Origin of the sequence: Paenibacillus cookii, assembly GCF_018333375.1 — a bacterium.
GTDB lineage: Bacteria > Bacillota > Bacilli > Paenibacillales > Paenibacillaceae > Paenibacillus_AQ > Paenibacillus_AQ cookii.
Genome location: NZ_BORW01000001.1, coordinates 12681 through 30852, shown reverse-complemented (window position 1 = coordinate 30852; position 18172 = coordinate 12681). Strand labels below are relative to the sequence as shown.

Genomic DNA, 18172 nt, shown 5'->3' with positions numbered 1-18172 from the left:
AGTTGTCTGTTTCGTTTTTTTGGAGCCGCGCTTTTTTAACCAACCGGGTGATTTTATGGCTGCTGTTTTGGTGCAATTTGATCGGAACCGTATACGGGTACATATGGTATGGAGACCAGATCGAATTTACGTTGGCCCACAACGCGTTATGGCAGGTTATTTTTGTCCCTGACAGCCCGACGGCAAGCCTCTTTTTTACGATCAGCGTGTTGTTTCTTTTGTATCCGCCGAAGTCGTCCTTTTTCGCAGGTTTCAGGCTTTTGATGGAATCGCTGGCCGTTGTGACCTCCGTCAAATACGGGGTATGGGCGGTGAGCATCATTTTTGCCGGGGCTGCCCAAGGGGATCAGTTGGTGTGGCAGGATTGGATGCTGGTTGCATCCCATTTGATCATGGCCATCGAAGCGCTGCTGTTCGTGCGGTTTTTTCGTTTTGGCGCGATCATGCTTATTCCGGCCGCAGCCTGGACGTTTCTTAACGATATCGTGGATTATACGTTTGGCGTCTACCCGTGGCTTCCCCGAGTTTTGGAGGACGATCTGCAAGGAGTTCAGAGCTTTACGCTCGGGCTTACGCTGTTCAGCGTTTTGCTCGCCTGGCTCGTGCTCCGTCTTGGCAAACGCAATTCTACATAGCTTGTTCTACCCGCATCCCTTCTGCCATACATTTACGGTAGGAGGGATGTCCTATGCTGCGGAGCATACCGTTAAAGCCCAAAACCCGATGGTTCATCCTATGGCTCCTGGCCGTTGTGCTGTCATTGCAGCCGGTTATCGCGCATGGCCGCTCGGCTGACGACCAGGCTCCCGCAGGGCCGGAGGACGCTGCCCGGCAGGCGGCTCGCTTAAGCCAGGTGGCGGAGCAAATGTACAACCATGTCCTTCAAGGCGACATTAACCAGGTCGGCAGGGAATTGCAGGAGGTGAACGCGATCTTCGAGTCCTCTTCTTTTCAAAAGCTGACCAGCGTGGAGGGGATTCATGCCCTGTCCGAAAGCATCATCGAAATGAAAGAAGCGGTTGCGCGGGTCCACCTCGACAAGAAGCAGTGGCTTACGGCATCGGCCAAGCTTAGAATGGCTGCCGACAGTCTGAACAACCCCAAACAGCCGATATGGATGCAATATTACAAGGTGATCCGCGAGGAACTGAGCCAGATGAGGGCAGGATTGGGCAAAGGCGACGTATTGGCCGCCAAACAGGCATACGACCGTCTTCAGGAGCATTACGAGCTGATCCGTCCGGCGGTCACGATCCAGCGTACGCCCTCGGACGTGGCGATGGTGGATTCCTGGATTTCGTACATGGGAGGTTTGGTGAATGCCGTCCAGCCCAAACCCGCCGAAATCGAAAGCATGATCGGGCAGGGCGAGGAAATGTTCAACGGGCTGTTCGGCAAGAAAAAAGATCATCCGGCGTTGGCGCCGCTTGATCAAGTCGATGGTTCGTGGCCGTGGATGTTTTGGGGAGGGGCTTTTATTGCCGCCATTCTCGCTTATACCGCATACCGAAAATACAAAGGCGAAAAAAACAGCTTTAAAAAGGTGACGCCAAGGACGTAATGCTTCAAAAAGCTCCCTGAACAGCAAGTTCGACAGGAGCTTTTTTTGTTTTGCAGGGCATGCAACCAAACGCAAGCGGAAGCAGCAGGCTTTTGGTGCTATTTACGCTTACAGCCGATGAGTCGCCGGGGTTTGCCGGCGCCAATTCGTCAGGTCTCTTTGAACCCTTCGCCAAGCACGTCATGGACGTCATTGATAATGACAAACGCGCGGGGGTCGATCGATTTGACGATTCCGTTCAGCCTCCGGATTTCGTGTCTTGCGACTACGCAATAGGCCATATGCTTCGCCTGTTTCGAATAAGCCCCGATGGCCGGAATCAGCGTTACCCCGCGCTCCATTTCGGCCGTGATTTTGTCGGCGATTTCCGGCGCATGGTCGCTGATGATGGTAAAGGCTTTGGCGGCATATGCCCCTTCTTGAATGAAATCGATCACCTTGGACGATATGAACACGGCGACAAGCGTGTATAATATTCGTTCTCTGGGGATAAAGAAAAGGGAAGCGCCGATAATGATGATATCGATTCCTAAAATGACCTGGCCCATGCTCCAGCCGAACTTGCGGTTGCAGATCCGGGCCACGATGTCCGAGCCGCCCGTCGTCCCGCCGAACCGGAACACGATGCCGAGCCCCGCGCCTAACGTAACGCCGGCGTACAGGGCAGCGAGAATGTAGTCCCGTTCGGTTTGGAACGGGGTGATCCAACCCCAGCCTATCATTTTTTCGAACACCCATAAAAAGAACGTGAGCGCGGCGATGCCGACGCCGGTATAGATCATTTGCCTGCCGCCCAACACTTTGAGTCCGATCAGGAACAGCGGAATGTTCAGCACCAGCGTCGAAAGCGCGGGCGGTACGGCGAAGGCGTAATTGAGCAGGACGGTGACGCCCGTAACCCCGCCTTCCATCAGCTGGTTCGGAATGATGAAATACAGCAGCCCAAAAGCATACACGGCGGTCCCGAGGATGATCGGCAGGACCATTTTCATGGGAGACAACCATTTCGATAATGTCATGAAACCCCTCGCATTAACCAAAAGTAGGAAGAACAAGCTCTTCGCTCCAACCATAGTATACCTTTTTCCAGACGATTTAAAAAAGATTTGTGTTCATTTCGGCTTTGCGATAACATATGGAGTAAACTGATACCTTGTCTAATCGGGGTGAAAAATGCAGATTTAAGGGGGATGGTCCATCCGAAATGGAAAAGACACTGGCTGAAATGCAAAAGGAAGTCGACCGGTATATCTCCCAGTTCAAAGAAGGATATTTCAGTCCTTTGTCCATGCTGGCGCGGATGTCGGAAGAGGTGGGCGAACTGGCTCGCGAGGTAAACCACCGCTTCGGGGAAAAACCGAAAAAAGCCACGGAGGAGGAAAACTCCATCGAGCTTGAGCTTGGCGACATTTTGTTCATCACGATCTGTTTCGCCAACTCTCTCGGCATTGACCTGACGGAGGCGCATGACAAGGTCATGCATAAATTTAATACGCGGGACGCAAACCGTTGGACGAAAAAGGACACCGAATAAGCCCGTCATACATATGCTGTACAATAGCCTGTAATAACAGGGGGGAGTACGGCAGGATGAAATCCGAACAATTCGTTCGAAATGCTTACCAGTGCATTTTGCAAAATGATTTCGAAGGGGCTCTTCAGTGGTTTGAGGCAGCTGCTGCGGAGAATCCGGCGTCCGCTGAAATTCGTTACCGGTGCTCTGTGACCTATGCGCGAAGCGGAAAAATCGACAAAGCGCTCGAACATGCACAAAAGGCCTGCGAGCTGGAACCGGATAAAGCGGAATACGCCCTCAATCTTCAGCATCTGCAATCGATGCGAATCGTGCAGGATGCCAAAAAGGTGCTCGACTCAGGCGATATGGCACCCGCCAGCGAACTGTATCAAACGGTGTCCGTGCTGAAGGAAGCCGTACACCTTGACCCGCTCTACGCGGAGGCGTACATTTGGCTTGCCGTGGCTTACAGCCAGCTTAACGAGCATGCGCTTGCGATCGCTTCATTAAAAGAAGCCATGGCTCTGCAGCCGCAGGATGACGGACTGCAAAGCATGCTTGACCAGTTCAAAAGCCGATTGAGCACCTATTTGCACGATTCCACTACGTAGCAAAGAAAAAAGCGGGGGGAAAAGCGCATGTCAAATCGAATCAAAGTTGCAGTCGCCGGGGCTGCCGGAAGAATGGGAAAAGAGGTCGTCAAGCTGGTTCTTGAGGATCCGGATTTGGAGCTGGCGGCAGCGGTCAACCGCTCCCAGCAAGGCACCGATGCCGGAACCCTGGTCGGTCTGCCGGCCTGCGGGGTCCAAGTGACAAACGATCTGGAGTTAGCGTTGGTAGAAACGAAGCCGGATGTCCTCGTTGATTTCACGACGCCGCAATTTGCTTATGCCAATACGGCACTTGCGGTTGCTCACGGCGTTCGTCCGGTCATCGGGACAACCGGGTTCACCCCGGAGCAAATCGAAGAGTTGGACAAGCAGTGCCAGAGCAAAGGCATCGGCGGCTTGATCGCGCCGAACTTTTCGGTAGGCGCCATTTTGATGATGAAATTCGCCGCGCAAGCGGCGAAATACTTCCCGCATCTGGAAATTATCGAGTACCACGGGGACCAAAAATTGGACGCTCCGTCCGGGACCGCAGTGAAAACGGCCGAATTGATCGCCCAGAACCGCGAAGAAATCCGCCAGGGAAATCCGAAAGAGGAAGAGACGATTGACGGAGCCCGCGGCGGTTATTATAACGGCTTCCGGATCCACAGCGTCCGGCTGCCGGGCGTGTTCGCGCAGCAGGAAGTGATTTTCGGGGGCTTCGGCCAAACCCTGAAAATCCGTCATGATTCCTATGAACGGGCAGGTTATATGCCTGGGGTGAAAATGGCGATCGAAAAGGTTATGGGTTATACCGGCATGGTTTACGGATTTGATCATTTTATAGAGTAGCTTCCGAAGGAGTGGGACAGGATGAAAATCGCATTTATCGCACACGACCGCAAAAAGGACGAAATGGTCAATTTTGTGACGGCCTATGAAAATGTATTTGAAGGACATGAGCTGTACTCCACCGGGACGACCGGCAAACGGATCATGGAGAACACCAATCTGAAAATCCACCGTTTTATGTCGGGGCCGCTCGGCGGCGACCAGCAGATCGGGGCGCTTGTCGCCCAAAACGAAATGGATTTGATCATTTTCCTTCGCGATCCGCTGATGGCTCAGCCGCATGAACCGGATATCAACGCTTTGCTGCGCCTTTGCGACGTGCAGGGCATTCCGCTCGGAACGAATATCGCGACGGCGGAAATTTTGGTGAAAGCACTGGACCGCGGCGATTTCGCCTGGCGCGAGCTGGTACATAAATACAAGCCGGGTGTTGAGGAATGAGCGACAGGCTGGACATTCTGGTCTTCGGCGCTCATGCGGACGACGCTGAAATCGGCATGGGCGGCACGATCATCAAGCATGTGGACGCCGGTTACCGCGTGGGCATCTGCGACTTGACTTATGCCGAGATGTCTTCCAACGGCACCGTGGAGCGGCGCCGGCAGGAAGCCGATGCGGCAGCAGGCGTGCTTGGGCTGGCGATGCGGAGCAACCTGGGATTGCCGGATCGGGGGTTGTTCGCCACTCCGGAGCACGTGCGCCGGATTACCGAGGAAATACGACGTTACGCTCCCCGGATCGTGTTCGCGCCTTATTGGGAAGACCGGCATCCGGATCACGTCGCTTGCAGCCGGCTGGTTGAGGAGGCGGTTTTTAACGCGAAACTCCGCCGCTATATGCCCGAGATGCCTGCCGTGCAGGTGGATCAGCTGTATTTTTACTTTATAAATGATATGGGCCGGACGGACGTCATGGTGGACATTACCGCCGAGCAGGAGAGAAAAGAACAAGCGCTTTTATGCTACCGTTCGCAGTTCGAAAGCGGGCTTGGCGAAGAGGATGCCGTTTCGACCCCGCTCAATCAAGGTTATATCGAACGCGTCCGTTCCCGGGACAAGCTGACCGGCCAGCGCAGGCTTATTCCGTATGCGGAAGGTTTCGCGGCGCGGTCGCCGTTCCTCGTGGACAAATTCATGTAGAGATGCCTTTCAATCAAAGTCAGGACTGATCTTCAGCCATGTTGCGGGGGGTCAGTTCTGACTATTTCACGCTTTAGGAACATACGGGTTCATATACTTCTCTTCATAAGGGAGGCAGGCAGATTGAGTCAACCATTAAAAATAGGAATCACGTGTTACCCTTCCCTTGGCGGTTCCGGGGTCGTTGCCACCGAACTCGGGAAGCTTTTGGCCGAAAAAGGGCATCAGGTCCATTTTATCGCGAACAGCATACCGTTTCGGCTGGGAGGCACGTTTCACAAAAACATTTTTTATCATGAGGTGGAGGTCAGCGATTATTACGTATTCCGCTATCCGCCGTACGAAATGTCGCTGGCGACGAAAATGGCGCAGGTTGCCAAAATGCAGCAGCTGGACGTTTTGCACGTCCATTATGCCGTTCCGCATGCCGTTTGCGCATTCCTGGCCAAACAGATGGTGGGGGATCAATTGAAAGTCGTTACGACGCTCCATGGCACGGACATTACCGTTTTGGCCCAGGACGAGTCGCTTAAGGACCTGATCCGCCTGGCCATCAACGAAAGCGATGCGGTAACGGCCGTTTCCCGGGATTTGATCCAAGAGACGCGCGAGGTCCTCGACATCAGCCGGGACATCGACCTGACCTATAACTTTGTCGACAAACGGATATATTATCCGCGGGACATCAGCTCGCTGCGCGGAGACTACGCGGAACCGCACGAAAAAATATTGATGCATATTTCCAATTTCCGGCCCGTTAAACGGGTGGGGGATGTCGTGGACATTTTTGCGAAGGTCCAGGAGAAAGTGCCTTCCAAGCTGCTGCTCGTCGGGGAAGGTCCGGACCTGCCGAAGGTTCAATGCAAAATCCGGGAGCTCGGCCTCGAGGAAAAAGTGTTGTTCTTAGGTAAACAGGACGACATCGCGCAAGTGATTTCCCTGGCGGACGTGCTGCTGCTCCCGTCGGAAAAGGAAAGCTTCGGTTTGGTCGCGCTGGAGGCGATGGCTTGCGGCGTGCCGACGATCGGTTCGATTGCCGGCGGCATTCCGGAGCTAGTCGTCCATGGCGAAACCGGATTTCTGGCGCCGATCGGCGACACGAAGCGCATGGCGGATTACGCCGTTCAGCTGTTGTCCAACGATGCGCTTGCAGCCACGTTCAAGGAGGCCTGCGTCAAAAGGGCATGCGAACAGTTCTGCGACGGGCTGATTACCCAGCAGTACGAGAAAATTTATTACCGCGTTCTTGGGCGCGAGGTTCCGGAGCTCGATTCGGTGTGCGGCTGATCCGGCTTCGGACGAGAGGCAGGGAGGAACGATATTGGTACGATGGAAACAAGCCGATCCCGCGATGGCGGAGCAGGGCAAACAAGTGATTTCAAAGCTGCTTGAGCATGGTCATGAGGCTTATTGGGTCGGCGGCTGCGTCAGGGACGAGCTGATGGGCAGGCCGGTCGACGACATGGACATTACGACCTCCGCGTTGCCGGAAGAAGTGCAGGACGTATTTGAACGGACCGTCCCGACGGGCATCCAGCATGGAACCGTTACGGTCCTGAGCGGGGACTGCGCCTTCGAGGTGACCACATACCGTGTTGAAGGAGCTTATGAAAAGCATCGGCGGCCTGCCGAAGTCGCGTTCGTGCGGGATTTGCGGGAAGATTTGAAGCGGCGGGATTTTACGATCAATGCGATTGCCAGGGATATCGAAGGCAATGTCGTGGATCCGTTTCACGGCATAAACGACCTGGAGGCCCGCTTGATCCGCTGCGTAGGCGATGCCAAAGGACGGTTTCAAGAAGATGCGCTGCGCATGGTGCGCTGCATCCGGTTTGCCTCGGTGTTCGGATTCAACATTGCCTACCGCACTTGGAAAGGGCTGCTCGAGGAACGGGAAAACATCCGCTACGTAGCCATGGAGCGCTTCCGCGTGGAGCTGGAGAAGCTGATGGCCGGCAGCAAGCCGTCAAGAGGGCTGGGATTGCTTTACCGCAGCAAGCTGCCGGCTTATGCCAAGGTTCCTTTTCCCTATGCGTCCGAGGCAAGGCTTATCCGCCTGATCGACGATCTCTCTCCCGAAGAACCGGCGATCCGATTTGCGCTGCTGTTATATGCCTGCGCTGTGCCGGCTGAGAAAGCGAATGCGTACCTCCGGGATTGGACCTTTCCCAATACGGTTCGGGAGCGGATTGTCGGCATTTTAAACGTCGGAGAAGCCGTCGAAGCCATGGACCATACCTCCCCTTGCCGTCTGGAGTGGATCCGGATCGTGCTTCGGTTCGGGCGGGAAACCTCCGAATCTTGGCTGAGGCTGGCCGATGTGCTGAAGGCGGGGGAAGCCGCTGGGGGTTATCCGCAGGACGTATTGGAAAACGGACGGGCGTGGATGGAAGAAATGGCCGTATACCACATGTCCGAGCTGGCTGTCACGGGCAAAGACGTGCTTGCGTTGTCCGGGCGGAAAGGCGGGCCGTGGTTGGGCGAACTATTGAACGGGCTGCTTGTACGCGTTAGTTCGCGCGAGCTGCCGAACGACCATAACCGATTAATCGAAGAAGCGAAACAGGTGATATCAACCCATGAGTGAAAAAGAAACGCTGCTTGATTTGCTGCTCGCCAGCCCGCAGGAGTTCGTTTCCGGCGAGGAAATCAGCCGCAGGTTGTCCGTCAGCCGCACGGCCGTCTGGAAACAGATCAACAAGCTGAGGGAAGCCGGGTACGAATTCGAGGCCGTCCCGAACAAGGGCTACCGGATCGTCAACAAACCGGTACGGATCGACACGCTGACGCTGCTGAAAACGTTAAAGACGAATATCGCGGGCAAGAAGCTGAAAGTGCTTGAAACGACGGTATCCACGCAGGAGGAAGCCAAGGCGCTCGCCGAGGCCGGGGCGCCGGAGGGAACGCTGGTCGTTGCCGAGGAGCAGACGGGGGGCAAAGGCAGGCTCGGGCGGAAATGGTTTTCTCCCAAAGGCAAAGGCATATGGATGAGCCTGGTGCTAAGACCGAAACAACCGCTGCATTACATGCCCCAGCTGACGCTGCTGACGGGCGTCGCGGTGTGCAGGGCGGTACGGCGGACGACCGGCGTCATGGCCGGGCTGAAATGGCCGAACGACCTCCTGGTCGACGGCCGCAAAATCTGCGGGATCCTCTTGGAATCGGCGGCGGAGGACGAATATGTCCGTTACTGCATCGCCGGCATCGGGATCAGCGCGAACCTGGACCCCGACGATTATCCGGATGAGCTCAAATCGGTCGCCACCTCTTTAAAAATAGAAGCCGGTCACCCCGTCGACCGCGTGCAATTGATCGCGGCGGCGATGGAAGAATTCGAAACGTTGTACCGGCTTTACCAGCAGGAAGGATTTGCGCCGATCGCCTCGTTGTGGGAGGCGTTGTCCGTCACTTTGGGCAAACGGGTCACCGTGGGAGCCGCATCGGGTCCCGTAACGGGCCAGGCACTGAAGCTGGACCCTCACGGCGCGTTGGTCATCCTGATGGAGGACGGGCGGGAATTGCCTGTTTTTTCCGGAGATGTCGAACTTAGACGATGAAATTTTGCGAAGGATTTGATATACTGACATGTAGAGGCGGTATCGGCAAGGGACCGAACTGCACTCTGCATGTGCAAGCAATCACAACAGCATAATGCATACGTTGGATTCTGCTCTGAGCCGAAGGGACCGAGACAGAAGGGACGATCGCAAGTGACTCTTTTTTGCCCTTTCGGAACTTTTTAGTGATCTGCTAAAAGGTTTTTTTGTTTTTCCAACACTATTCCGAAGGAAGGGGCTGCAAACATGGCAGTGAAACATCCGCTCAACATCGTTAAAATGAAAAAAATGAAAGAGGAAGGCACGGCGCTCAGCATGGTTACCGCTTATGATTACCCGACGGCGCGCCTCGCCGAAGAAGCGGGCGTCGACATGATTTTGGTCGGCGACTCGCTCGGCAACGTCGTGCTCGGGTATGATTCGACGCTCCCGGTCACCATCGACGACATGGTGTACCATACGCGTTCGGTCGTCCGGGGGGCGGGCAATACGTTCGTCGTCGCCGATTTGCCGTTTATGACATATCACGGGAGCATCGACGAAACGCTGCGCAACGTGCGCAGGCTGATGCAGGAAGGCCATGCCCATGCCGTCAAAATGGAAGGCGGCAAAGATATCAGCGCGGCGGTCGAAACGATCGTTGCCGCGGGCGTTCCCGTTTTGGGCCATATCGGCCTCACGCCCCAGTCGGTGAATCAAATCGGGGGGTACCGGATTCAAGGGAAAGACGAAAAGGATGCGCAGCGCCTGCTGGAAGACGCCAAAGCGCTGGAGAAAGCGGGCGCGTTCGGGGTCGTCCTGGAACTGGTCACCGAACAGGTTGCGGCTTACATCACGTCGCAGCTGTCCATCCCGACGATCGGCATCGGCGCGGGCCGGGGCGTGGACGGCCAGGTGCTTGTTTTCCATGATATTTTCCAATATGCCTCCCCGTACCGCGCCAAAAAATTTGTAAAAACCTTCGGGGATGCCGGAACGATGATCCGCGAGGGTCTGGCTCAATACGTCAAAGAAGTGAAAGAACGTTCTTTCCCGGATGAGAGCCATGTATTTACGGCAGACGATCACGTCATCGATAATCTATACGGCAGAGGCCGGGAAAAGGTGAACAACGCATGAAAGCCGTCAGAACGATTGCAGAGCTTAGGGAAGAAATACGAAGTTTGAAAGCGGCTAAGGATGTAGGAACGGTCGGGTTGGTGCCGACGATGGGATATCTCCATGAAGGGCATGCCAGCTTGATCCGGGCAGCCAAGGAGAAAACGGGCGTCGTCGTCGTCAGCATATTCGTCAACCCGATCCAGTTCGGGCCGGGGGAGGATTTTGAAACATACCCTCGCGACGAACAGCGGGATTTGGCCGCGGCTGAAAACGCCGGAGCCGATCTTGTATTTCTTCCGACCGTGGACACGATGTACCCGCAGCCGACCAAAACGAAAATCGCCGTATCCGAGGTAACCTCCGGGCTTTGCGGCGCGTCACGCCCCGGACATTTCGACGGGGTGACGACCGTGGTGGGCAAGCTGTTTAATATCGTGCAGCCGGATTACGCGTTTTTCGGCATGAAGGACGCGCAGCAGGTGGCCGTGATCCAGCAGATGGTTTACGATTTGAACTTTAACGTGACGATCGTGCCTTGCCCGATTGTACGGGAAGAGGACGGGCTGGCCCTCAGCTCGCGGAACGTGTACCTCAGCCCGGAAGAACGGACGCAAGCGCTGGTACTTTCCCGTTCCCTTCGCGAGGCGAAAGAAGCGGTCGAAAGCGGCCGAATCCGGACCGCGGGCGAGGCCAAACGGTTTTTGACCACTCGCATCAGCGAATCCCCGCTGGCCGTCATCGATTACGTCGAAGTCGCCGCATTTCCGGCCCTTGCGCCGCTTGCGGACGGCGAGCCGGTGATCGAACACAATGAATCCGTATTGATGGCGCTGGCCGTCAAATTCGGCAGAACGCGCCTGATCGACAATTGCCTGCTCCATTCGAAAGGGGAATGACACATGTTCAGAACGATGATGAAATCCAAAATACACCGCGCCACCGTAACCGAAGCGAACCTTAACTACGTAGGCAGCATTACGATCGACGAAGACTTGATGGAAGCCGCCGACCTGCTGGAGAACGAAAAAGTCCAGGTGGTCGACAACAACAACGGCGCCCGGCTCGAAACGTACGTGATTCCGGGTCCGCGCGGGAGCGGCGTCATCTGCCTCAACGGGGCGGCGGCACGCCTGGTGCAACCGGGGGATACGGTCATTATTATGTCCTATGCCATGATGTCCGATGAGGAGATCAAAAACCATAAGCCGAGAGTGGTGTTCGTCAACGAGTCCAATCGGCCGCTGACAACGATGAGCAAGGAAGTGCACGCAACCATCATCTAACGTTTATGAAGACAAGGAATGGCAGGCTCCGCGGAGAATGAAAACAGCCCGTTCAACAAAAAATGAATGCAGGTGACCGCACTGATTTCATTTTTAGTTTAAGGGTGGGATGCAGCGATGTTCCAGCATGTTTTCGCGGAAATGAACCACATGTTAGATGAAATCATGAAACATTACCCGACGGCGGAGGAAACCCAGAAACATCAGTTGATCCAACAATGGAATATGCTGAAGACGATGAGCGACGGCATTATTGATGAATGGTTATCTTTTGAGGAAAAAATGGGGGAATTCCGCCAGCATGTCGAGGTGCCTGCCACCTTGTTTTCAGATCAGAGCTCGCCCGAATTGGAAATGAACGCATTCGTGCGCGGGCAGGGGTATTTCAGGTTGTTGATGTACCGCCAAGCCGCGCAGCAGTTTGCCCAAGTCATCCGTCAATATCCCGACAGCCTTTTGGCCCGGATGTATCTGGCCATGTCCCATTTGCACCTGGACGAAACGGAAGCGGCCCAAAAACATTTCCAATGGATTTTGCCGCTCGCCCACAGCCAAAAGCTGAAAGCGATGATTTACAATGCTTTGGGATGCATTGCCGTGAAGCATGGAGCAACAAGCAAAGCCCAGGAGTTTTTTACCATTGCGTTGCAGTGCGATCCGACGCTGCCCGATCCGCTGATCAATTTGAAGGTGTGCCAGCAGAACCGCGGCCAGCTTCAATACGGCAGCCAGCTCATATCGATGATGTAGAAAGCAGCAAAAAGGCCGATGCATCATGCGCTCCGGGAAGCGCCTTGTGCATCGCCTTTTTGCTGCCCTTTAATTTTCAAATGTGAAATCTTCTGTTATGCTGGTAATTGAGACTGGAACGAAAGGATTAATTTTGATCATGAAATTTGCCGTACTGGATTTTGAGACAACAGGCAACCAGTCCGCCGATGAGATCATTCAAGTTGGACTTGCCATCATAGAAGAAGATTTGACGATATCCCGCGTGTACGGTTCCTACGTCAAACCGACGGTGGAAATCCCGCCGTTTATTACGGGGCTGACCGGTATAACGGAAGAGGATGTGGCGGATGCGCCGCCGCTGGAAGAGATGCTGATGGAGCTTGTGCCGATGCTGGACGACGTCGTCCTGGTCGGGCATAACGTCGCGTTCGACTTCAATTTTTTGCAAAACGCGCTGGACAGCTCCGGATATCTCCCGTTTTCCGGGCGCATTCTCGACACGTTGGATTTTCTTAAAATATGCTTTCCGTCCCTGACTTCCTACCAATTGGGCCAGGTCACGTCGCATTTCGGCATCCAGCATGACCGGCCCCATCAGGCGGACAGCGATGCATTGGCGACGGCTTATGTATTTTTGAAATGCCTGTCAGAACTCAGGGACTTGCCTCTCATCACGCTGCAGCGGCTTACCGAACTGTTTGCCGACGAAGACAGCGATTTGGGATGGTTTTTTGACGGCTTGTGCCAGGAAAAGGAACAGGAGCCGATTCAGGACCTGAACAGCCATACGTTTTACCGCCAGTTTGCCCTGGCCGTCGAAGACTGGACGGAAATGAAACCGCCGCGGGACGAAGGGGACGACAACCCTCTCGCCGGGGTGGAGTTCAAGGAATATTTGGGCGAAATTCAAAATCGTCTTAAGGCTATTATGCCCCAATACGAGGAGCGCGAACCGCAAACGATCATGTTCGATCAGGTGATGAACGCGCTGAACGAGGACAAGCATCTGCTGATCGAGGCGGGAACGGGTACCGGCAAATCGCTGGGATACCTTATTCCTTCCATTTACCAAAGCGTCAAGCAGCAGCAAAAGGTGATGATCAGCACGCACACGATCAACCTTCAGGAGCAGCTGCGGGAGCGCGACGTGCCATTGTTGACGCAGGTTGTGCCGTTCCCTTTCAAGGCGGCGGTCTTTAAGGGAAGACAACATTATTTGTGTTTGAGAAAATTTGAACATAAAATAAACAGAAGAGACTTTTTTAATCCCAAGGAAGATACGATTACCGCTGCGCAGATGATCGTATGGCTTGCGCAAACCGAAAACGGCGACGACGAGGAGCTGAATCTCGGGGGAAGGGGCGGCGACTTCTGGGAAACGGTGAGCAGCGATTCGGATTCCTGCCTGGGCCGCGCCTGCCCGTGGTTCCGCAAATGTTATTATCACCGCGCGAAACATGAAGCGGGCATCGCCGACGTCGTCATTACGAACCACTCCAAGCTGTTCACGGACGTTAAAGCGGGTCATCAGCTGCTGCCGTCCTATGAGCGCCTCGTCATTGACGAAGCCCATCATTTGGAGGACGTTGCCGGCAAACATCTGGGGCTGCACATGAAATATTTCAGCGTCGTCCACACCCTTACGCGTCTGTACAAAGATTCGCGGAGCGGACAGCTTATCGCCCTCCGCCAACAACTGCAGTCGTCCGGGCAGGAGCGGGCCGGCGACTGGATCGCGGCGATCGATCGCATCAGCGAAGATTTGGTCGACGTCAAGGAAACTTGGGACAAGCTCAGCGAATCCCTTTTCGCCCTGATGCCGGAAAGGAATGACGCCGCGCCGGGAGAATCCGGGCAATATGTGCTGAGGCTCCAGCCGTCGAAATGGCCGCAGGAATGGGAAACACTGAAGGCGATGGAGAACCAGATCCATGTGAAAATGAGCGAAATCGTCCGCCGCGGCGAAAAAATGCTGGCCGAATACAAGGAAAACGAAGACGATTACAGCGCGGACAGCCTGATAACGGATCTTAGCGGCCTGTTCAAGGATCTGGCTGCCGAACGCGACGATCTGCGGACGTTCATGAACTTGGACGATGCCACCGTCGTTTATTGGATGGAGGCAAGCAGTCATTTCCGCAGCAAATCGCTTCAGCTGTATGCGGTTCCGGTAGACGTCAGCAAACAGCTCAAGGAGTTGTTTTTCGATAAAAAGAAAAGCGTTATATTAACGTCGGCTACGTTGTCGGTGGACAAGTCCTTCCAATACATGATCGATAATCTTGGCCTGCAGGAAGACCAGGAGAGCGGCAGGCTGGTATCCGTGCAGCTTCCTTCCCCGTTCAAATACCGCGACCAGGCGTTGCTGGTCATTCCGCGGGATTTCCCGAGCGTAAAAGGAAGCGTCGGCGATCCGGTGTTCGTGGACACGCTCGTGCGGTCCCTGGCCGACGCGGCGATCGCAACCCATGGCCGAATGCTGGTGCTGTTCACCTCGTACCGGATGCTCCGGCAGGTGCACGAACCGCTGAAAAACGCCCTTGCGGGCAGCGATATCACCGTGCTCGGCCAAGGCGTGGACAGCGGCAGCCGCACCAAGCTCATTCGCCGGTTTCAAGACAGCAGCGCTTCGGTGCTGCTCGGTACGAGCAGCTTCTGGGAGGGAGTCGATATCCCCGGCGAAGCGTTGACCTGCCTGGCGATCGTAAGGCTTCCGTTCCAGCCGCCGAATCACCCGCTGAACGAAGCGAAAGCCGAACTTTTGCAGCGCCAGAAGAAAAATCCGTTCATGAAGCTTTCCGTGCCGCAGGCGGTCATCCGCTTTAAGCAGGGCTTCGGCCGCTTGGTTCGTACGGCGAATGACCGCGGAATCGTCATCGTATACGATACGCGCGTAATCGAGTCTTACTACGGGAAATATTTTCTCTATTCCTTGCCGGGGCCAAAGATGGAGCATATGAATACGGAAAAAATGGTTCCCCGTATATCTGAATGGCTTCAAGAAGGTTAATACGACCCTTTTCATAGGATCGAACGATAGAATTTAAGCTGTTAAATAGGGGGAACATGCATGAAATCGGAGAAAATTTCCGAAGCGGTCGTCCGCAGATTGCCTGTATATTTACGTTATTTGAATGATTTGCACAAGCGGGAGGTAGCGACGGTTTCCTCCCAGGAGCTTGGTCAGCGACTGGACCTGAACCCGGCACAAATCCGCAAGGATCTGGCGTATTTCGGTGATTTCGGCCGGAAAGGGATCGGATACGACGTTTCGTACCTGATTGAAAAGATCCGCCACATCCTGAACCTGGATCAGCAGATCAACGCGGTGCTTGTGGGCGCCGGCAACCTGGGACAGGCGCTTTCCAACTACAACTTTTACCTGCGCGAAAACATTAAAATCGTGGCGGTCTTCGACGAAAATCCGAAAAAAATCGGCAAAAAAATCAATACGCTGACGGTGCAGCCGATGGAAGAGATCACGGATACGATCAAAAACCGGAACATCCGGATCGGCATCATCACGGTGCCCGCCGTCGAGGCCCAGAATGTGGCCGACCAGCTTATTGGCGCCGGGATCGAGGCGATCCTGAACTTCGCGCCGACCATTCTGAAGGCGCCGGCCAACATCCGGATCCATGCGGCGGATTTCACGACGGACCTGCTGAGCCTGGCTTATTATTTGAATAACGGAAAGGACGATTCAGCCGATGGCGGAGAACAAGACAAACCAATGGATCATTAAAAACGGCAGCTTTGCCGTGCCTGGCCAAGACAAGCCCGTAATCCAGGGCTGCATGGTCATCGAAGGCGACCGCATCGCATATATAGGGGAAGAAATGCCGGAGCTTGAAAACGATGTTCCCGTATTCGACGGCACGCATCTGTTTTTTATGCCCGGCCTGATCAACACGCACGGGCATGCGGCGATGTCGCTGCTGCGGGGGTACGGGGACGACCTGGCCCTGCAAATTTGGCTGCAGGAGAAAATGTGGCCGATGGAAGCCAAGTTTACCTCTTCCGACGTCTATTGGGGAACGGCGCTGTCGGTGCTGGAAATGCTCAAGGGCGGGACGACCACTTTCCTGGACATGTATGACCATATGGACCAAGTCGCAAAGGTGACCGAAGAGTCGGGAATCCGCGCGTCCCTCATGCGGGGCGTCATCGGGTTATGCTCCGAGGACATTCAGCGTCACAAGCTGAACGAGGCGATCCAGTTCGCACGGGATTGGAACGGCAAGGCGGACGGCCGGATCACGACGATGATTTCGCCGCACGCGCCGTATACATGTCCTCCGGATTTCATCGAGAAATTCGTGCAGGCCGCGTTTGACCTGGATTTGCCGATGCATACCCATATGTCCGAAACGATTGCCGAGGTCGAGCAAAACGTTCGGGATTACGGCTTGCGGCCGGTCGCCCATTTGGAGAAGCTCGGCGTATTTTCAAGACCGTCCCTGGTCGCCCATGCCGTTCACTTAACCGATGAAGAAATCGGCATATTGGCGCGCAACAACGTGGCCGTGTCCCACAATCCGGGCAGCAACCTGAAGCTGGCGAGCGGCGTGGCCCGCGTGACGGATCTGCTCAAAGCGGGCGTAACGGTCTCGCTCGGCACCGACGGCGCGGCCAGCAACAACAATTTGGACATGTTCGAGGAAATGCGTCTTGCGGCGCTCATCCATAAAGGGGTGTCCGGCGACCCGACGGCGGTTCCGGCTTACGAAGCCTTGAAAATGGGAACGGTATACGGAGCGCAATCCCTTTTCCTGCAGGACGTCGGTACCCTTGCGCCGGGCATGAAAGCCGATTTTATCGCACTGAATACCGACCAAGCCCATTTCCTCCCGCATACCGATCTGATTTCCCATGCAATCTACTCGGCTAGCGGCAAAGACGTCGAACACGTGTGGGTGGACGGCAAGCAGATCGTGAAGCATGGCGCGTGCCTGACGATGGACGAAGAGCGCATCCGCCGGGAAGCCCAAGCCGCGTTCGAAGGTCTCTTGTCCCGGTAAGAACGGCCAAAGATAGGGGAACTTATGCTAAAGAACAAAAAGAAATGGATTTTTCTCGGCATCGTCGCGTTTCTGCTGATCGTGTTCGGGCTTTACCGTTATTACATATACGTAACGCAGGATATCCGCGCGCAAGAGACGGCGGCCATTCTGAAGGCCAAACAGGAGACAAGCCTCGTGAAGGTGACCGAAGCCCAAAAATCGGTATGGGATACGATCTGCTGGGCGATCGAAGGGTTGGACAAAGACAACCGTCCGATCATGGTGTGGGTGACGATGGACGAAAACGGCAAAGTGAAACCGGGCGAGGGCGCGGTGCACGAAGAGTTGCTCTCCAACGGCATGTCGGAAAATCAGATCAAGGAAAAAGCGACGAAGGAAATTCCGGACGTCAAAAAGCTGAAGGTCGTGCCCGGGATGTACAACGGCGAATACGCATGGCAGCTTTTTTACTGGTCCAAGGATCATTATTATTATCAATTCTACCGGTTCAGCGACGGCCAAAGCATCGGGGGTCCTTTTACGCTGCCTAACCGTTAATCCGCCTAAACGCATTGATGCGAATCATTAGCTAATAAATGGAAAAGAACCTCATGAAAATGGGGTTCTTTGGCGTGCGCAGGATAATATTTTAAATACTTTCACACATTACCTTCGATTTAGTATATACGATGTGATATACTCTATATTGTGATTCAAAGATATACTCTCTGAAAATGGTGTGACCGTCGTGTTGAATGCAGATTGAAAAAGTTTGGAATGACCGTGACTTAGAAGCTTTGCTTAGAGCTCCTTTGCCGCGGTTGTCTATTTTTCGTAT

At 54.6% G+C, this 18172-nt stretch carries 19 protein-coding genes; 18 read left to right on the top strand and 1 reads right to left on the bottom strand.

What is annotated here, in order from left to right; all coding sequences use genetic code 11:
* The first annotated feature begins 2 nt into the window (after positions 1-2).
* Both KI367_RS00160 and KI367_RS00155 read left to right on the top strand, forming a co-directional pair.
* On the top strand, positions 3-635 hold the full coding sequence (locus KI367_RS00160; protein WP_036710068.1) for a DUF1405 domain-containing protein: 633 nt from the start codon (positions 3-5) through the stop codon (positions 633-635).
* Between the two features lie 53 nt (positions 636-688).
* Positions 689-1561, top strand: a complete 873-nt coding sequence (locus KI367_RS00155) for a sporulation protein YpjB (RefSeq protein ID WP_212946791.1) — start codon at positions 689-691, stop codon at positions 1559-1561.
* A 149-nt stretch (positions 1562-1710) separates the two neighbouring features.
* Here the strand turns inward: KI367_RS00155 and KI367_RS00150 are convergent, their stop codons facing one another.
* Positions 1711-2580 (bottom strand): YitT family protein, encoded by an 870-nt coding sequence (locus KI367_RS00150; RefSeq protein ID WP_212946790.1) that lies wholly within the window; start codon positions 2578-2580, stop codon positions 1711-1713.
* A gap of 185 nt (positions 2581-2765) precedes the next feature.
* Here KI367_RS00150 and KI367_RS00145 point away from each other — a divergent pair, with 185 nt between their 5' ends.
* From KI367_RS00145 to KI367_RS00070, 16 genes are all read left to right on the top strand, one after another.
* Positions 2766-3095: a nucleotide pyrophosphohydrolase gene (locus KI367_RS00145; RefSeq protein ID WP_212946789.1), complete on the top strand. Its 330-nt coding sequence runs from the start codon at positions 2766-2768 to the stop codon at positions 3093-3095.
* A 56-nt stretch (positions 3096-3151) separates the two neighbouring features.
* On the top strand, positions 3152-3688 hold the full coding sequence (locus KI367_RS00140; RefSeq protein WP_212946788.1) for a tetratricopeptide repeat protein: 537 nt from the start codon (positions 3152-3154) through the stop codon (positions 3686-3688).
* Positions 3689-3715: 27 nt separating this feature from the next.
* Positions 3716-4519 carry a 4-hydroxy-tetrahydrodipicolinate reductase gene (gene dapB / locus KI367_RS00135; RefSeq protein ID WP_036710086.1) on the top strand — a complete coding sequence of 268 codons (804 nt, stop codon included), beginning with the start codon at positions 3716-3718 and terminating at the stop codon, positions 4517-4519.
* Between the two features lie 21 nt (positions 4520-4540).
* Positions 4541-4960, top strand: coding sequence for a methylglyoxal synthase (gene mgsA / locus KI367_RS00130; protein WP_036710090.1), 420 nt, complete (start codon positions 4541-4543; stop codon positions 4958-4960).
* Entirely contained in the window at positions 4957-5658 is a 702-nt protein-coding gene (gene bshB1, locus KI367_RS00125; RefSeq protein ID WP_212946787.1) for a bacillithiol biosynthesis deacetylase BshB1, read from the top strand. The genes mgsA and bshB1 overlap by 4 nt, the downstream gene beginning before the upstream one ends.
* A 123-nt stretch (positions 5659-5781) precedes the next feature.
* On the top strand, positions 5782-6945 hold the full coding sequence (bshA, locus tag KI367_RS00120) for an N-acetyl-alpha-D-glucosaminyl L-malate synthase BshA (RefSeq protein ID WP_212946783.1): 1164 nt from the start codon (positions 5782-5784) through the stop codon (positions 6943-6945).
* A gap of 34 nt (positions 6946-6979) precedes the next feature.
* Positions 6980-8245 (top strand): CCA tRNA nucleotidyltransferase, encoded by a 1266-nt coding sequence (locus tag KI367_RS00115; protein WP_246536497.1) that lies wholly within the window; start codon positions 6980-6982, stop codon positions 8243-8245.
* Positions 8238-9215 carry a biotin--[acetyl-CoA-carboxylase] ligase gene (locus KI367_RS00110; protein ID WP_212946781.1) on the top strand — a complete coding sequence of 326 codons (978 nt, stop codon included), beginning with the start codon at positions 8238-8240 and terminating at the stop codon, positions 9213-9215. Before KI367_RS00115 ends, KI367_RS00110 begins: the two co-directional genes overlap by 8 nt.
* A 246-nt stretch (positions 9216-9461) precedes the next feature.
* Complete coding sequence (gene panB, locus KI367_RS00105; protein ID WP_212946779.1) at positions 9462-10334, top strand: 3-methyl-2-oxobutanoate hydroxymethyltransferase; 873 nt, start codon at positions 9462-9464, stop codon at positions 10332-10334.
* A complete protein-coding gene (gene panC, locus KI367_RS00100) occupies positions 10331-11212 on the top strand; it encodes a pantoate--beta-alanine ligase (protein ID WP_212946777.1) in 882 nt (293 codons plus the stop codon). Before panB ends, panC begins: the two co-directional genes overlap by 4 nt.
* Positions 11213-11215: 3 nt before the next feature.
* Complete coding sequence (panD, locus tag KI367_RS00095) at positions 11216-11599, top strand: aspartate 1-decarboxylase (RefSeq protein WP_036710102.1); 384 nt, start codon at positions 11216-11218, stop codon at positions 11597-11599.
* Positions 11600-11716: 117 nt separating this feature from the next.
* Positions 11717-12349 (top strand): tetratricopeptide repeat protein, encoded by a 633-nt coding sequence (locus KI367_RS00090; protein ID WP_212946776.1) that lies wholly within the window; start codon positions 11717-11719, stop codon positions 12347-12349.
* Positions 12350-12488: 139 nt separating this feature from the next.
* Positions 12489-15341: an ATP-dependent DNA helicase DinG gene (dinG, locus tag KI367_RS00085; RefSeq protein ID WP_212946773.1), complete on the top strand. Its 2853-nt coding sequence runs from the start codon at positions 12489-12491 to the stop codon at positions 15339-15341.
* Positions 15342-15401: 60 nt separating this feature from the next.
* Positions 15402-16076 carry a redox-sensing transcriptional repressor Rex gene (locus KI367_RS00080; RefSeq protein ID WP_036710109.1) on the top strand — a complete coding sequence of 225 codons (675 nt, stop codon included), beginning with the start codon at positions 15402-15404 and terminating at the stop codon, positions 16074-16076.
* A complete protein-coding gene (locus KI367_RS00075) occupies positions 16042-17352 on the top strand; it encodes an amidohydrolase (protein ID WP_212946772.1) in 1311 nt (436 codons plus the stop codon). Before KI367_RS00080 ends, KI367_RS00075 begins: the two co-directional genes overlap by 35 nt.
* Before the next feature lie 24 nt (positions 17353-17376).
* Positions 17377-17892, top strand: a complete 516-nt coding sequence (locus KI367_RS00070; RefSeq protein ID WP_036710116.1) for a cell wall elongation regulator TseB-like domain-containing protein — start codon at positions 17377-17379, stop codon at positions 17890-17892.
* Positions 17893-18172 lie beyond the last annotated feature (280 nt).

Bases quoted from the DNA above. Each gene is read 5' to 3' on its own strand.
- KI367_RS00155 (WP_212946791.1), top strand. From the start codon at position 689: ATGCTGCGGAGCATACCGTTAAAGCCCAAAACCCGATGGTTCATCCTA.
- KI367_RS00150 (WP_212946790.1), bottom strand. From the start codon at position 2,580: ATGACATTATCGAAATGGTTGTCTCCCATGAAAATGGTCCTGCCGATC.
- KI367_RS00145 (WP_212946789.1), top strand. From the start codon at position 2,766: ATGGAAAAGACACTGGCTGAAATGCAAAAGGAAGTCGACCGGTATATC.
- KI367_RS00140 (WP_212946788.1), top strand. From the start codon at position 3,152: ATGAAATCCGAACAATTCGTTCGAAATGCTTACCAGTGCATTTTGCAA.
- dapB (WP_036710086.1), top strand. From the start codon at position 3,716: ATGTCAAATCGAATCAAAGTTGCAGTCGCCGGGGCTGCCGGAAGAATG.
- mgsA (WP_036710090.1), top strand. From the start codon at position 4,541: ATGAAAATCGCATTTATCGCACACGACCGCAAAAAGGACGAAATGGTC.
- bshB1 (WP_212946787.1), top strand. From the start codon at position 4,957: ATGAGCGACAGGCTGGACATTCTGGTCTTCGGCGCTCATGCGGACGAC.
- KI367_RS00110 (WP_212946781.1), top strand. From the start codon at position 8,238: ATGAGTGAAAAAGAAACGCTGCTTGATTTGCTGCTCGCCAGCCCGCAG.
- panB (WP_212946779.1), top strand. From the start codon at position 9,462: ATGGCAGTGAAACATCCGCTCAACATCGTTAAAATGAAAAAAATGAAA.
- panC (WP_212946777.1), top strand. From the start codon at position 10,331: ATGAAAGCCGTCAGAACGATTGCAGAGCTTAGGGAAGAAATACGAAGT.
- panD (WP_036710102.1), top strand. From the start codon at position 11,216: ATGTTCAGAACGATGATGAAATCCAAAATACACCGCGCCACCGTAACC.
- KI367_RS00090 (WP_212946776.1), top strand. From the start codon at position 11,717: ATGTTCCAGCATGTTTTCGCGGAAATGAACCACATGTTAGATGAAATC.
- dinG (WP_212946773.1), top strand. From the start codon at position 12,489: ATGAAATTTGCCGTACTGGATTTTGAGACAACAGGCAACCAGTCCGCC.
- KI367_RS00080 (WP_036710109.1), top strand. From the start codon at position 15,402: ATGAAATCGGAGAAAATTTCCGAAGCGGTCGTCCGCAGATTGCCTGTA.
- KI367_RS00075 (WP_212946772.1), top strand. From the start codon at position 16,042: ATGGCGGAGAACAAGACAAACCAATGGATCATTAAAAACGGCAGCTTT.
- KI367_RS00070 (WP_036710116.1), top strand. From the start codon at position 17,377: ATGCTAAAGAACAAAAAGAAATGGATTTTTCTCGGCATCGTCGCGTTT.